Genomic DNA, 15,301 nt, shown 5'->3' on the forward strand with positions numbered 1-15,301 from the left:
GCAAAAAGGAATCTGGCGATGACATCTCTAACAAATAAAGCAGCGAGCACGACTACCCATACAGAAGCCGTTAGCCACACGATAGCTGATATGAGTCGTTGGACAGGACGTGCAGAGCCGTTTGAGACAGCTCGTGCTCGCTACTGGTATCAAATAGCTCAGCCTTATGCCTTTGATAGCGCCAGTCAGCAAAACGGCCAGCACATTGGGCTAGTCGGTTTCGCTTGTGACCAAGGTGTCAGACGCAATCAAGGACGCGTGGGTGCAAGAGCGGCTCCGCCCTTGATTCGTCAAGCATTTGCTGCGCTGCCTGTCATCGCTGAATTACAACAACGCTTTGATGGTCAATTATCAACCTTATTGGGTGATGCTGGCGACATTCATTGTGATGATAATGATGGCTTTGCCGCAAACATGCTAGAACAAGCACAACTCAATTATGCCGATAAGGTAAGCCAGATTATCAAGCAAGGCGGCTTACCCATTGGTCTTGGCGGTGGTCATGCTATTGCTTATGGTAGCTTTTTAGGATTGTGGCAAGCGCTACAGCAGACAGACACTAATAGTGATACAGATGCGCTGCCGCGTATTGGCATTATTAATTTTGATGCCCATCTTGATATTCGTAAGTCTGATGTCGCTACCTCGGGTACGCCATTTCGACAAATTGCAGAGCATCTTGATGAGCAAGGTCAGCCATTTAATTATTGCTGTATCGGCGTCAGTCGTTTCTCTAACACCGCTGCGCTCTTTGATCGTGCTGAGCAATTGGGCGTACATATCATCAGTGATGAAGATTGTACCAATAAAAAATGGAAGAGAATCGCAGCTCAAATTGCAGATTTTATCGAGAGCGTTGATATTATTTATTTAACCATTGATATGGATTGCTTACCATCAAGCGTTGTCCCTGGTGTTAGTGCGCCAGCTGCCTATGGTATTGAGCTCAGTTTCGTTGAGCGTGCAGTCAAACTTATCTTGTGCTCAGGTAAGGTAAAAGTAGCCGATATTGCTGAGATTAACCCTACTTTTGATATTGATTCGCGTAGCTGCAAAGTTGCTGCTCGTCTTTTGGCGACTATTATCGAGCAGCATTTACTGAATTCATAGATAAAGGCTTATAAGTTTAACTTTAGAAATGAATTTTATATATTTACCTGATTATCAGTATTAAGCAGGAGCTTATTATGAACAACTCTAGCGAACAGATACTTGACGACTCTATCAATACTACCGATGCTATGAATGCCTTAACAACGTTTGACCATATTATTATCAATGCCAATCTTGCAACTTTTTCAGCGCAATATGGTTTCGATACTTATGCTGAGAATAAAAATAGTATATCCGCAGCCGCAAAAAGCACGCCTTATGGTCAATTAGAAAACGCTGCTATCGGCATCAAAGACAGCAAAATTGCATGGATTGGGGCGCATACGCAAATAACACCCTATCTCACGCATTATCAAAGTCAGCAAATCACTGACGCTGATGGTCATTGGATAACGCCTGGATTGATAGATTGCCATACTCATATCGTCTATGGCGGCAACCGCAGCAATGAGTTTGAAGCGCGTCTACACGGTGCCAACTATCAAGATATTGCTGCCCAAGGTGGCGGTATTGTCTCAACAGTTCGTTCCACTCGCGAAGCCAATATCGAAGAATTGTTTGCACAGAGTGAAAAACGTCTGCTGGCGCTTATCAAAGAAGGTGTGACCAGTATCGAGATTAAATCTGGTTATGGACTAGACTTAAAAACTGAACGCAAAATGCTGATTGTGGCGCGCAAGCTTGGCGAAAAGTACGATATTCATGTTAGCACCACTTATTTAGCCGCTCATGCCCTACCACCTGAATACAAAGATAGTGCCGATGACTATATCGAGCAAGTCTGCGAGTGGCTACCGATTTTACATAGCGAGGGCTTAGTTGATGCAGTCGATGGATTTTGTGAAAACATTGCCTTTAATGCTGAGCAGATTAAGCGCGTCTTTGAAGTCGCACGCTCATTAAACTTACCGGTGAAACTGCATTCTGAACAACTATCAAATATAGGCGCTAGCGCCTTAGTTGCTGAATATCAAGGATTATCAAGCGACCATCTTGAGCACTTAGTAGAAGACGATATCAAAAAAATGGCAGCAAGTAATACAGTGGCTGTACTGTTGCCAGGCGCGTTTTATACCCTACGTGATACCAAGTTGCCACCGATCGAAGAACTGCGTAAACATCAAGTACCAATGGCAATTTCGACTGACTGTAATCCAGGTACCTCACCGCTGACCTCACTGCTATTAGCGATGAATATGGGCTGTACGCTATTTTATATGACCCCTGAAGAAGTATTGGCAGGGGCAACGGTTCATGCAGCTCAAGCGTTAGGTCTAGCTCATAAAGGGTGTATAGAAGTGGGCTGTGATGCAGACTTGGCACTTTGGGATATCACTCGCCCTGCTGATTTAGCCTATCAAATGGGGCTAAATCCTATTGAAGGTATTATGATCGAAGGTGCATGGCGTTAAACTTTACCGCTCGTTTTTGACCACGCTCTTTTGAATCCTAAAAAGCCCTAATCAATGAATGATTGGGGCTTTTTGGTTTATGAAAAGAATTTATGACATTAACAACTTATGTCTTATAGTGAGTTCAATATAAAAGAGTTACGTTCAGAATAGCATTATGCTGGGATAAATTTCTCTCGCTTGATGTGCGCTTCGCACTCCAGAGGCTTCGCAAAATTTATCCCAACAGTACTGTATTCTTTTTAAATTGAATCAACTGTACTATGATCTATAAACCGCTCTTAGTTCAAGATACCATAAGCAACTAAGGCATCGGCAACACGTTTAAAGCCGACGATATTAGCGCCAGTCATATAATCGATATAACCTTTATCAGTTTGATGGTATTTTTCTGAGGCTTCAGCAGCGCCGTCATGAATATTTTTCATAATAACTTTTAAACGCGCCTCAATCTCTTCAAAAGTTTTGTACTGACGTACTGAGTTCTGTGACATCTCAAGACCAGATACTGCTACGCCTCCTGCATTTGCCGCTTTACCTGGAGCATAGTGCACACGGTGCAAGCGGATATGATTAATTGCGTCTGCAGTCAATGGCATATTAGCACCTTCAACCACGTACTTAATGCCGTTCTCAACCATCAGCTTAGCGTCGTCTTCATTCACTTCGTTTTGCGTGGCTGATGGGATAGCGATATCGCCTTTGATATGCCAAGGCTTTTGTCCAGCGAACCATTCACCGCCATAGACAGCTACGTAATCTGCTAATGGTTGGCTTTTTGCTTTTTGCGCTTTTAACCAGTTGATTTTTTCTTGATTTAGACCCGCCCCATCATACAAGGTACCTTGGGAATCAGATACGGTGACCACAACACCGCCCAGCATATGAGCTTTTTCAGCAGCATGTAGAGAGACGTTACCCGCGCCTGAAACCAGTACTCGCTTACCATCTATGCGCTCATCTTGAGCCGTTAGCATATTTTCTAAGAAGTAAACCGCGCCATAGCCCGTCGCTTCCGTACGCATCAAACTGCCACCAAACCCTACGCCTTTACCAGTCAATACACCGCCGTATTCGCGGGTCAGGTTTTTATACATGGCAAACATATAACTAATTTCGCGTCCGCTAACGCCGATATCACCTGCCGGTACGTCCGTATCTTTATTGATATAGGGATGCAGCTCACGCATGAAAGCATAGCAAAAACGACGGATTTCGTTGTCTGACTTGCCCTTTGGATCAAAATCAGAACCACCTTTAGCGCCGCCCATTGGCAAACCGGTCAAGGCATTTTTAAAAATTTGCTCAAAACCTAAGAATTTTAAAACCGATTGATTGACGGTTGGGTGAAATCTAATACCACCCTTATAAGGACCTAACGCGTTACTAAATTGGACACGCCAGCCGCGATTTACTTGTACTTCGCCCTTATCGTTTTCCCAGTTGATACGGAAACCCATCACGCGGTCAGGCTCAACCAAGCGTTCAAAAACTTTGAAAGTATCATATTCAGGATGAGAGTCATATAGTGGTGCAATCGTGATTGCAACTTCTTTTACTGCCTGAATAAACTCAGGTTGATGGGCATAACGTGCTTCAACTTTTTCGATTGCCTGACTGATACTCATATAGGTTCCTTAGGGTAGAAATTTTAATCGTGCTGATCTACATCGGCGCACTATCGCATACCCGAAAATGATAGGATGGTGAACACAGATGTAGGATTGATGTCGCTGCTATACGCTATTTGGTATGACAACTGGTGGGATTAGAATCCAAAGGTTTGGGTCGCTAAATTATGATAAAGAAGCCCAGACTATTTTTATCTCATAATTGTATATCATTCTTTTGATGTATACGTCTAGTAAATATCGGCATCATCAAAAGTTATGGATAAGTTTTTATCATTAAAATATCTGAAAATAGTGCGTAGTAAAAATTTAATAATTAAAAAAGGTGATTAGTTTAGAAAGCTTTAGACAACTGAAGCGAATATTGAAGCATTTGCCTTTAACAATGAACAATGATTTCATTAGCACTATCAAAAGGCATCGATGAAGAGCGCATTCGAGCTATGCCGCTTTTATTTTCACTGGGTGATCGTATAGGCCGCGAATTGGCTTGTGGTAGCACCGACCGTATTATGATTCAAGGTGTGAAAAACTATGTAATCATGACTTCATCAGGTTATAAGACTGCAATGAATATTAGGGCTAAACTGAATGCCAAACTTGGCTTAATATTCTTAGATATTGAATGTGCTTTGGAGGCATTGATGAAATTAATGGGCTAAGTGGTGTTAAAGAACCATCAACGCTGTTTGATACCTCATCTAGCTATCAATCGCTTTATCAATAACACTTTAAATGAAAATAGGCACCCTGTCTTATAAAAATTATTTAAGGCATTGCACACTGTTTATATGCAATGCGTCATTAGCAGATTTAAGTAATGGAAATAGCCATTCACAATGAGATGTTAATACATTAAGGCATCTGATGTGGCAACGCTCATTCTAAAGCTACTTAAACTGCCTGCCACTGCTGCCGAGTGATCTTATATAGCACATGTTCAGCGAGTAAGTGATTTGACTCAAGTGCAAGATGATAAAAATTGTTTTGCGTATCAGTCATCCTGATACGCTTCATAAGCAGTTGAGAGCGCTTATTAATCACAGCAGTAAATGCAACTACCTCCTCAAGCGCTAGCTCGCTGAAAGCAAAATCTAAAGACGCGCGAGCAGCTTCAGTTGCATAGCCTTGTCCCCAAAACTCCTTACGCAGTCGCCAAGCAATCTCAACACAGGGAGCAAAAGACATATCAGCATGCGTCTGATTTAAGCCAACAAAACCAATAAAGGCATCATTTTTTTCTGAACCCTCTTTTAAACTGAGCGCCCAAAATCCCCACCCATTATCTGCAATCAGCTGCTGGCATTTATTCGCAATAATATCGCTCACTTTAGCTGATAAAAGCTTGGGGAAATACTTCATAACCTCTGGATCGGCATTCATAGCAGCAAATATTGCAAAATCGCTTGCTTGCCACTGTCTAAGATAAAGACGCTCTGTTTCTATATAAGGTTTCATTGGGTACTCTATAAAGCTCATTAAATTGCCTATTTACATAATTTCTCAAGCCATTCTTATGATGGCTACCCAGTTTAAGCCGCCTTAATCAATAGTTGGCTTATTATTATGGCTGGTAGTTATCTATCATTAGTAACTTATCCGCCATTGTAATCACCTAGCCTTTCTCTTAGTATCGTTTGATAAGTATCCCTTAATAAGCATATTGATTACAGTCAGCTTCAGGTAAGAAAGCTTACTTCAAATGGTACTTCATTAGATAAAAAACAGACAATAAATTAGGTGAAAAATATGGAAAACTCAAAGCAGTTAACATCAGAGCAGCCACTGCGCATCGATATCGTATCAGACGTGGTCTGCCCTTGGTGTGTCGTCGGCTATCGCCAACTAGCAGCAGCACTAGAGCAAACCAATACTGATCATGTGATACATTGGCATCCGTTTGAGCTAAATCCTAATATGCCAAGCGAGGGTCAGAATATGCGTGAGCATATCATGGAGAAATATGGCTCAAGCAAAGCCGAGTCAGACGCTAGCCGCACTAGAATAGCAGAGGCAGGTTCTGATGTCGGCTTTCAGTTTAACTTTACTGATGACTTGCGTATGCACAACACCTTTAATCTGCATCAGCTTTTGCATTGGGCTGAGCAGCAAGGGCGCATGCATGAGTTAAAGCAGGCATTATTTATCGCGCACTTTACCGATAATAGAAACCTCTCTGATATCAAGGTACTTGCCGATATTGCTGCAGAGATTGGGTTAGATGGTAAAGAAGCGTTGACGGTTTTAGAAGACCAGCGGTTTGCCAATGACTTGCGTGAGGTAGAGCAGCATTGGCAAAGGCAAGGTATTCAAAGCGTGCCTGCTATTATTTTTAATGAGCAGCACTTGGTTAGCGGCGCGCAAGGCGTAGACAATTATGTCAATATTTTAGAGCAGCTAGCCAATATGAAAGAGTAAATTAAGATTTTTTAGTAGGATCATTTATATGAATAAGGACAAACTAATCACCCTATCAGATGAGACTGAGATCCTTATCTTAGATCAACTACGGGTTTATATGAATGATGAATTCGATATCGATATTGGTAATTTGCCCGCTAAGTTCTTATTGGATTTTATCATCGAAACCGTAGGTCCGCATTTTTATAATCAAGTCGTCGATGACATGGAGCCATGGCTATACGAGAGGTTTACGGGGATGTTAGAAGATATGCATAGCTTTAAAAAGGACTAAAAGATAGACAGAAAAAAGCCGCTCCTATGATACCTATGATAGGAGCGGCTTTTTTCTGTCTATAGTACTAATTTTATAACTGTTACAAGTTAAAAATGAATAACCGTACGAATACTCTCGCCTTTATGCATCAAATCAAACGCTTCATTGATGTCCTCTAATGGCATCGTATGAGTGATAAAGTCATTTAATGGAATATCACCTTGCATATAACGATCGACATAGCCGGGCAGCTCTGAACGTCCTTTGACGCCCCCAAAAGCTGAACCACGCCAGACGCGACCAGTCACTAGCTGGAATGGACGGGTTGAGATCTCTTTGCCTGCACCAGCGACACCGATGATGACCGACTCGCCCCAACCTTTATGACAGCACTCAAGCGCTGAACGCATAACATCGACATTACCGATACACTCAAATGAGTAATCTACACCGCCATCCGTCATCTCAACGATAACCTCTTGGATAGGTTTGTCATAATCTTTAGAGTTGATGCAATCAGTCGCGCCTAGCTTTTTGGCGAGCTCAAATTTATCTTCGTTAATATCAATACCGATAATACGACTGGCTTTTGCCATTTTTGCACCGATAATAGCCGCTAAGCCAATACCACCAAGACCGAAAACCGCAACGGTCGCGCCTTCTTCAACCTTAGCGGTATTCATGACTGCACCCAGACCAGTGGTCACACCACAACCAAGTAAGCAAACTTTTTCTAACGGTGCATTGGCGTCAACTTTGGCTAAAGAGATCTCTGGCAATACCGTATATTCAGAAAAGGTTGAGCAACCCATATAATGGTAGATTGGCTGACCGTCTTTATAAAAACGGGTGGTGCCATCTGGCATTAAGCCTTTACCTTGGGTCTCACGTACCGCTGAGCATAAGTTGGTTTTACCTGAAGTACAGAACTTACATTCGCCACATTCTGCGGTATATAAGGGAATGACATGGTCACCCACTTGGACGCTAGTCACGCCTTCGCCGATTTGCTCAACGATACCGCCACCTTCATGACCTAGGATAGCTGGGAATACGCCTTCTGGGTCTTCACCAGATAAAGTAAACGCATCGGTATGGCAGACGCCACTGGCGATGATTTTGACCAATACTTCGCCTTTACGCGGTAGCATGACGTCCACTTCTTCAATCGATAATGGCTGATTAGGGCCCCAAGCAATGGCAGCTTTTGATTTGATAAATTTATCTGACATAAAAGTCTCTCTTTTTAATGGTTGAATTTTAATAGTGTGATTATTTTATATTACTTCCCTGCTAATGATAATATAGCATATTTGCAAATATCTTTTACACAGTGGTAATAATCATGAAGTGGGATGGTATCAGTGAGTTTGTCTATGTGGCAGAATTTGAGAGCTTTACTAAAGCGGCGGCAAAGCTTGCCATCTCGACAGCGCAAGTAAGCCGGCAGGTCACTGCACTGGAGAAGCGGCTCAATACCAAGCTGCTGTATCGGACCACGCGTAAAGTGTCGCTAACAGAAGAAGGGCGGGTGTTTTATCAGCATTGCCGCAGCATCCTTGATGGACTTGATGCCGCAGAGCAAGCGGTCAGTAATTTGCAGTCCAAACCGCAAGGTCGAATCAATCTGACAGCTCCTGTCACCTATGGAGAGCAGCAGCTATTACCACTGATAAATGATTTTATGGTGCAATATAGTGATATCGAAGTGACGGCTTTTTTGAGCAATCAGAAGATTGATTTGATTGAAGGTGGTTATGATTTGGCAATACGTATCGGTAAGCTGAGCGACTCTACGATGATGGCAAAAAAACTCAGTCACCGTACCAACTTTGTCTGTGCATCGCCCGCTTATTTTGAGAAATATGGTCGCCCAAAAACCTTGGATGAACTCAGTCAACACAGCTGCTTATTGGGTACACTTGATTATTGGCATTTTAAAGAAGCGGATACAGAGCGCAATATACGCGTGAGCGGTAAGATACGTTATAACAGCGGTTATAGCTTGGTTGATGCAGCGCTAAAGGGGCTTGGCATCGTACAATTGCCAGATTATTATGTACAAAAACATCTAGCAACCGGTCGTTTAATGACGGTATTGGACGAATATAGAGAGCAAGAAGAAGGGATATGGGCAATCTACCCGCACAACCGCCAGTTATCACCAAAAATCAGGCTGTTGGTGGACTATCTAGCAGAGCATTTGGCTTAGTGATTGATTAAGGCAGGTTGCAATGCGGCTCTTTACTAAGCAGCGTTTATTACGCACAATATTATGACGCATAATAAATATGTGATGCTACAAACTACTACGGATAACTGACCACCATAAAAAGGATTACTTATGATTAAAATCATCTCTATCGCCGCTCTAGTTTTGACCATGGCCTCTTGTGCCAGTGTTGAAAACATTTTACATTCACCCAGCGACACACCCTCGGTGACAACAACGATGACTGCTACCAGTGCCGAAAAAGGCTTGATAACCATGCAAAGTCATCACTCTGTCCAAGAGACTGCTGATAAACTGGCCGCCATTATCGAAAGTAAAGGCATGAAAGTATTTGCGCGCGTCGATCATCAAAAAAATGCACAAGGTGTCGATTTAACCTTAAGACCAACACAAGTTATTATGTTTGGTAACCCGAAAGCGGGTACACCATTGATGAATTGCGAGCAAAGCGTCGCCATCGACTTACCGCAAAAAATTCTCATCAGCGAAGATGCCGATAAAAAAGTATGGCTGTCATATAATAATCCTGAGTATTTAAAAAATCGTCATAACATTAAAGGTTGCGATACCGAGATTGCTAACATCTCAAAAGCGCTCAACAGTGTTAGTAAAGCAGCTATTGCCAAGTAAATTTCTAGCAGAAAATTTAATAAATAAAAAGGTGGGTAGCCAAATCGCAACCCACCTTTTTTCTATCTCTAGAATATTAACTTATTTATTAGCAATGCTCAGAGCGTGCTATTTGCTCATGCAACTCTACTTTTAATTTCTTTGCACATTCTATAATCTTTTTTCGGTCGGCAGGGATAGCACCATACTCAATCGCTATCTCTCGCATTTGTACGGTGACATCGTAGTGCGGGTAACTGGCATGACGATGGAATAAGCGTGCATCCACTTCAATCAGCGCAGCAAAATCATGCAGCTCTTGCAAGGTATCTGCCAGCAGATGGCACCACTTATAGCCTTTAAACTCTATCTGCATAAAATCGACGTATATCGCCATAGAGCTATCCCTTTATTTATTGCTTTAAAATAATCTAAGTACTTTTACTCTAGTGCATCTACCACACACAAATCAGTATAACCTTGGTAATTCCCTTACGTTTTTCTTTAGCTGCTTAAGTACTTGCTGGTACTCATTATTACTCATATCTATCGTGCTCAAACGCCCATAACGCAGCTGACGATAATCCTGTTTAATCTGCTCGATTTTCATTTGAGCCATTGTTAAAGCATTGCTGTCTACCAACTGACTAGGACTACTACTCTGAGTATTTGTCCCTGTGTTTGCTTCAGGTTTTGGACGAGCACTTGTATCAATTGACATTGCCAAGCGTTCAAGCCATGCCAATTGCCCTTCACTCTCAAACCTAGCCAACGTTTTATTATTCTTGCCAATACGTTTTGATAGCTGTGCAAGTGGCAGATCTGCTGGATGCCAGCGCTTGCGGCGGCGTTGCCAAATGACAAAAACGAGAATTACCATGACGCTAATAGCACTCACTGCTAACCAAATAATTTGCTGCATCACTGAGCGGATGTTAAACCATTTGAGTAGTGAGTCCGCTTGCTTGTCTTTATCATAACCGACGACGTCTTTTTGCCAATAGTAGCTGGCTTGGTCTGACAGGCGGCGCAAGGTTTGTAGCATCTGATACTGCTGATAGCTGATTTGTGCCCCAGCGCCATCGCCGAATATCGCTGCTCCTTGCGACTGCGTCAGAGCATCCATCCCTTGCTCGACCCGCTCAGGCGCAACAAAAGCTGTCGGATCGACACGTACCCAGCCTTGCCCCTCAAGCCATACCTCAGTCCAAGCGTGCGCATCCTTTTGCCGCACTTCCCAAACATTGCCACCGCGGCTTGGCTCGCCACCTTGATAGCCTGCCACGACGCGTGCTGGAATACCAGCAGCCCGCATCATAAAGGTGAAGCTGGAAGAATAATGCTCACAGAATCCCGCTTTGGTCTCAAATAAAAACTCATCAATACGGTTATTATTCAAGCGTGGCGGCGATAGTGTATAACGAAATTCTGTTTGATTAATCCAGCGTTCAATAGCTGCAATATAGCGCACTGGGTCTGAGCCAGATTGCGCAAATAATCGCTTTGCCAGTGCGCGTGCTTGTGGGTTGCCGTCAGCTGGCAGAGCAAGATTCAGCCGCCGTAATGCTTCAGAGAGAACAGGGTCAATGCGCATCGGCGCAAACTGTAATACGTCATAACGGAACTGCTGAGTAACTGGCTGGTCTTTTAATAAGGTAAAGTTTGAAGTAATACTGATGTCTTGGCGCTGGGCAAAAGGATAATCGAGTCCAAATAGCCAGTTTTGTTGTGTGGGTTCTAGAATAACCTCATAGCTGGTAGGCGCAACTTTCACTTCATCGGGGATAGTAGCGAAGGCGTTCTCAATCCAAACAGGCATTTGCGGTGCAGGCCGCCATTGTTGTTGCTGAGGGCTAGGACGCCATGTAACCCCATCAAAATCGCTAAATACCAAGCCGCGCCAGTACAATTGCTGCTGCGGTGGGCGCTTATCTACAAACTCTACCCGAAAGGCCAGCTCAGTCGATTGTCCCAAATTAGCAAAGTCACCGGGCGACATACTATCAGACACACCAGTGGTTGCTTGCTGACCCGATAGCTGCACTGACCATAGCGGTGGTAAGCGCGGGAAGAATAAAAACAATACAACTAATAATGGCAGTGCCCCAAGACCTAATACACCCAAAGTGCGCAGACGACCATCACCGCGAGTATTGCCATCGTCATTGAGCGCAATAAATGCCAACAAAATAATAACAGCACCGATGATTACTTCTAAAGTCGTAACAAGACCTTGATCCATCAAAAACAGCGCAGCAAGCACGAATAGCGATAAATTTAAGACCACATAAGCATCGCGGCGCTTGTAAAGCTCCCACAGTTTGCTGATAAGGCAGAGCACTAAAAATGCCACACCCATATCCAGTCCAAATGCAGTATTGTAGGTCAGCCACAATCCTGCCAGCCCCAATAAGAAGCCAAGCATTTGCATGCCTTGATAGACGCGTTTTAAATATGCTATTTTTTTAAACCGCACTTTGATGCGTGGCAATTGGGCAATAATACTGACGACAGCAAAACCCATTAGCCATAATGGTAAGTGTGCCGCATGAGGTAAAATAACAATGACTTGGGCAATTAATACCCAGTAATAGGCTGGTAGCGCTAAAAAATTACGATACCATTTTCTAGCGTAACTGTGTTCAACACTAGAGCGGGTGCTTTGACCCGTTGCCAATTGCTCAAAAACGGCTGTCTCTGTAGAGTTTTTAGTAAGAAAATCGATCGATACATTTTCAATGTCATTTGAGGAAGATCGTTTAGAATTGTTCATGGCGCTTTTGCCAATCTTAGCAAGCACGCTTGTGCAAAGCTGTCGCCCTCGCCCATCATCAGCGCAGAGGAAAATTCAGACGGTGCCTCATTTGGTAAGCACATATTAAACGGCACACCCAATTGCCCTAATATGAGCGTGCCGTGAGCCATTTGTGCCAGCTTCTGTTCATGATTCGCCGCTGGCATATCGGCATAATCCAAGGTTTGCTCGTGACCAACAGGATCGGCAAAATGCTTGGTAAGCATACCCTGACCGCGTGCCACATGTCCCCAAGAAACCCGTGCCAGCGACTCTCCTTCGATATAATTATCCAGCCGCTCAAAGTCATCTTGACCTTGCCGATATTGCCCGCCTGTTGGTAAATCCTCCTGACTGGCAACTGCATACTGCGCCTGCCAATCAAACACTTCAGGTTTTGGATAGACCCAAGCAGTACGGGCAAAATAAACGTAAGACCACGCCCGCATAATGCCCAAAGGATAAACCGTTTTTATTTTTAACCGTGGTAATTCAAACTGCCCACGATTCTGCGTCGGTACAGGCAAGCGAATAATTTGCTCGTTTTGCAGTCGTGTCACCAGTATTGACTGTTTATTATCAGCGTTATGTTTAATTTTTTTATCTTTTTTGCTATTAGCCTTGTCATCAGTCTGCTCAAAGCTAAATAACAACTGCCGTCTTGGTTGACGGCTCTCACTGCGCAGCTGCAAAGTCACCCAAACAGGCGCACCTGCTTCTGCCATAGTCACTTCAAGTAAACGTATTTTCAGACCTGAAATGTGCGCAAAGGTTACATGAAAGCTGATCAGCCAAACGCTGACCAAATAAAAACATAAACCTAACACCAAGTTATTGCCATAGTTAATACCGGCAATAAAAGTAATGATCAGCAGCACCGCAAATAGCATGCCTTCCCGGCTAAAAAAAATATAGACATTACGCAAATTGAGTTTGGCGCTGTCACTTTTGGGCGCACGCGAGGCGAACCAACGGCTTAATGCTGAAGTGGCTGGTACGGTGAAAGCTTTTGGCAAAAGGCTCATGGCTACCCTATCATTACCATAAAATTGACAATATCATTGATATTCAGAGAAAGCGTTCGATACCAATATGTTGAATAATTACTTAGAGAATCACCTTCAGTGTTAAATGATTTTAGATGAGCATTTATCGAATCATAAACATTTAAACAATAACTGCTACTTCTGCCAAAATACGTTGAGAAATGGTCGGGGTAGCTTGCCCGCCAGTGACATGGGCTGGCACAAAACGCTGACCCAAACGATGGTCAGTGACTGCAGCAAATACCGCTTGAATATCTTCAGGCGTGACCTCCATATGTCCTGATACATAGGCGTAAGCCTGCGCGGCGCGCTGTAGCGACAATAAACCGCGCGGCGACAGCCCATGATACTCTTGGCTTGCTCGCGTCTTTGCGACCAGACGCTGAAGATAATCCAAGACCACATCTGCGATGTATACCTGCTTAACCCCTTGCTGCGCCAATAACACCGCTTCCGTATCAAGTACCGCACCCAAACTGTTTAAAAGCTCGCGGCGATCTTGACCTTTTAACAATGCCCGCTCTGCTGCAGCTGATGGATAACCAAGCGATAAGCACAATAAGAATCGATCCAGCTGCGATTCAGGAAGTGGGTAAACACCTGCTTGCTGCAAAGGGTTTTGAGTGGCTATCACAAAAAATGGCTTGGGTAAGGGATAACTTTGCCCATCTTGTGTCACTTGCCGCTCCTCCATCGCTTCAAGTAAGGCGCTCTGGGTCTTGGGGCTTGAGCGATTGATCTCATCAGCGAGCAGCAGCTGAGTAAAGATAGGACCTGCTCGAAACTCAAATTGGCGCTTATTTTGATCGTAGATACTCATGCCCAATATATCGGCAGGCAGCATATCATTGGTGAACTGCACACGGCTAAAGCTCAAGCCTAATAATTGGGCTAAACCTTGTGCCAAGGTCGTCTTACCCATACCCGGCAAGTCTTGTAGCAATAAATGACCACCTGCTAAAATACCACTAAGCGCAAGCTTAACTACTTGCGATTTATCCAATACGATTTGATTCAATTGCGCCATTAACTGAGCAATTTTTTGCTGATTATGGCTATAATCAGCAGCACTAGGCACCGTTTGAGGACGCGTTTCTGATATCAGCTGATGTTTCGATGAAAGGGGCATATTAGGGGCTGCGTTAAGGCGATTATGGGTTTAATTTGTGAGGAAAACAAAAGGTATCAAGTAAGGTTTATTTGTCATTTTCAACGCTTGGGGCAGCTGCGCGAAGGGTAGACAAGTAGGCAATCACATCAGCGCGCTCTTTAGAATCTGGCATCGGGTCTGACAGCATTTTTGAATCTGGCATAGCTTTTTCAGCATCCGCAATATAAGTATCAAGGGTTTGAGAATCCCATACCCAACCCGAGGCTTTAAGTCCTTCACTATAAGTATAATCTGCAAGTTCCGCTGCCGGTGCGCCATAAATATTCATCAGCTGCGGGCCTTTTTTATTGAGACCGGGGTTTAACTGATGACACTGACCACAAGCATCTTGATATATGAGTGCACCATTATCGGCATCGCCTTCAATGTAAAGCGGTAGCGTAACAGTAGCACGATAATCAGGCGGCGTTTTCTCACAACCACTTAGCAGCAAAGCGGCGACAAGCATACCGACCAGTTGATATTTATTGACTATAGACATGGTGTCATCTTTAATTAATAGGTATTGATGTCGATGAGTCTACATCAAACATCCTATAATGCAAAGGTTGGTAGACATCGATAGCCGTCTGTAGACCATAAATACAGAGATCTATATAGTATTTATGAGTATAA

At 43.5% G+C, this 15,301-nt stretch carries 15 protein-coding genes; 7 read left to right on the forward strand and 8 right to left on the reverse strand.

Features of this window, described 5'->3' with window-relative positions; translation table 11 throughout:
- The first annotated feature begins 18 nt into the window (after window positions 1–18).
- Both hutG and hutI read left to right on the forward strand, forming a co-directional pair.
- Window positions 19–1,110, forward strand: coding sequence for a formimidoylglutamase (gene hutG, locus PSYCG_RS10095; protein WP_020444105.1), 1,092 nt, complete (start codon window positions 19–21; stop codon window positions 1,108–1,110).
- 77 nt (window positions 1,111–1,187) lie between these two features.
- A complete protein-coding gene (gene hutI, locus PSYCG_RS10100; RefSeq protein ID WP_020444106.1) occupies window positions 1,188–2,525 on the forward strand; it encodes an imidazolonepropionase in 1,338 nt (445 codons plus the stop codon).
- Window positions 2,526–2,806: 281 nt separating this feature from the next.
- Here hutI and gdhA read toward each other — a convergent pair whose 3' ends face one another.
- Window positions 2,807–4,153 carry an NADP-specific glutamate dehydrogenase gene (gene gdhA / locus PSYCG_RS10105; protein ID WP_020444107.1) on the reverse strand — a complete coding sequence of 449 codons (1,347 nt, stop codon included), beginning with the start codon at window positions 4,151–4,153 and terminating at the stop codon, window positions 2,807–2,809.
- 395 nt (window positions 4,154–4,548) lie between these two features.
- Here gdhA and PSYCG_RS10110 point away from each other — a divergent pair, with 395 nt between their 5' ends.
- Window positions 4,549–4,818: a hypothetical protein gene (locus tag PSYCG_RS10110; RefSeq protein WP_020444108.1), complete on the forward strand. Its 270-nt coding sequence runs from the start codon at window positions 4,549–4,551 to the stop codon at window positions 4,816–4,818.
- A gap of 232 nt (window positions 4,819–5,050) precedes the next feature.
- On the opposite strand, the gene PSYCG_RS10115 is transcribed toward PSYCG_RS10110, so the two are convergent.
- Entirely contained in the window at window positions 5,051–5,614 is a 564-nt protein-coding gene (locus PSYCG_RS10115; RefSeq protein ID WP_020444109.1) for a GNAT family N-acetyltransferase, read from the reverse strand.
- A 291-nt stretch (window positions 5,615–5,905) separates the two neighbouring features.
- On the opposite strand from PSYCG_RS10115, the gene PSYCG_RS10120 reads away from it, so the two are divergent.
- Both PSYCG_RS10120 and PSYCG_RS10125 read left to right on the forward strand, forming a co-directional pair.
- Window positions 5,906–6,574 carry a DsbA family protein gene (locus tag PSYCG_RS10120; protein WP_020444110.1) on the forward strand — a complete coding sequence of 223 codons (669 nt, stop codon included), beginning with the start codon at window positions 5,906–5,908 and terminating at the stop codon, window positions 6,572–6,574.
- Between the two features lie 28 nt (window positions 6,575–6,602).
- Complete coding sequence (locus tag PSYCG_RS10125) at window positions 6,603–6,851, forward strand: DUF2164 domain-containing protein (RefSeq protein WP_020444111.1); 249 nt, start codon at window positions 6,603–6,605, stop codon at window positions 6,849–6,851.
- Window positions 6,852–6,940: 89 nt separating this feature from the next.
- Here the strand turns inward: PSYCG_RS10125 and PSYCG_RS10130 are convergent, their stop codons facing one another.
- Entirely contained in the window at window positions 6,941–8,065 is a 1,125-nt protein-coding gene (locus PSYCG_RS10130) for an S-(hydroxymethyl)glutathione dehydrogenase/class III alcohol dehydrogenase (RefSeq protein WP_020444112.1), read from the reverse strand.
- Window positions 8,066–8,178: 113 nt separating this feature from the next.
- On the opposite strand from PSYCG_RS10130, the gene PSYCG_RS10135 reads away from it, so the two are divergent.
- Both PSYCG_RS10135 and PSYCG_RS10140 read left to right on the forward strand, forming a co-directional pair.
- Window positions 8,179–9,045: a LysR family transcriptional regulator gene (locus tag PSYCG_RS10135; protein WP_020444113.1), complete on the forward strand. Its 867-nt coding sequence runs from the start codon at window positions 8,179–8,181 to the stop codon at window positions 9,043–9,045.
- A gap of 132 nt (window positions 9,046–9,177) precedes the next feature.
- Window positions 9,178–9,696, forward strand: coding sequence for a DUF302 domain-containing protein (locus tag PSYCG_RS10140; RefSeq protein WP_020444114.1), 519 nt, complete (start codon window positions 9,178–9,180; stop codon window positions 9,694–9,696).
- Window positions 9,697–9,784: 88 nt separating this feature from the next.
- Here PSYCG_RS10140 and PSYCG_RS10145 read toward each other — a convergent pair whose 3' ends face one another.
- From PSYCG_RS10145 to PSYCG_RS10165, 5 genes are all read right to left on the reverse strand, one after another.
- Window positions 9,785–10,072, reverse strand: a complete 288-nt coding sequence (locus PSYCG_RS10145; protein ID WP_020444115.1) for a DUF4031 domain-containing protein — start codon at window positions 10,070–10,072, stop codon at window positions 9,785–9,787.
- Between the two features lie 72 nt (window positions 10,073–10,144).
- The gene (locus PSYCG_RS10150) at window positions 10,145–12,448 is read right to left on the reverse strand and encodes a transglutaminaseTgpA domain-containing protein (RefSeq protein ID WP_020444116.1); all 2,304 of its coding nucleotides are present in this window, start codon (window positions 12,446–12,448) and stop codon (window positions 10,145–10,147) included.
- Entirely contained in the window at window positions 12,445–13,494 is a 1,050-nt protein-coding gene (locus tag PSYCG_RS10155; protein WP_020444117.1) for a hypothetical protein, read from the reverse strand. The genes PSYCG_RS10150 and PSYCG_RS10155 overlap by 4 nt, the downstream gene beginning before the upstream one ends.
- A gap of 142 nt (window positions 13,495–13,636) precedes the next feature.
- Window positions 13,637–14,644 carry an AAA family ATPase gene (locus PSYCG_RS10160; protein ID WP_020444118.1) on the reverse strand — a complete coding sequence of 336 codons (1,008 nt, stop codon included), beginning with the start codon at window positions 14,642–14,644 and terminating at the stop codon, window positions 13,637–13,639.
- A gap of 67 nt (window positions 14,645–14,711) precedes the next feature.
- The gene (locus PSYCG_RS10165) at window positions 14,712–15,167 is read right to left on the reverse strand and encodes a c-type cytochrome (protein WP_020444119.1); all 456 of its coding nucleotides are present in this window, start codon (window positions 15,165–15,167) and stop codon (window positions 14,712–14,714) included.
- Between the last annotated feature and the right edge of the window lie 134 nt (window positions 15,168–15,301).

Source organism: Psychrobacter sp. G (genome assembly GCF_000418305.1).
Taxonomy (GTDB): Bacteria; Pseudomonadota; Gammaproteobacteria; order Pseudomonadales; family Moraxellaceae; genus Psychrobacter; species Psychrobacter cryohalolentis.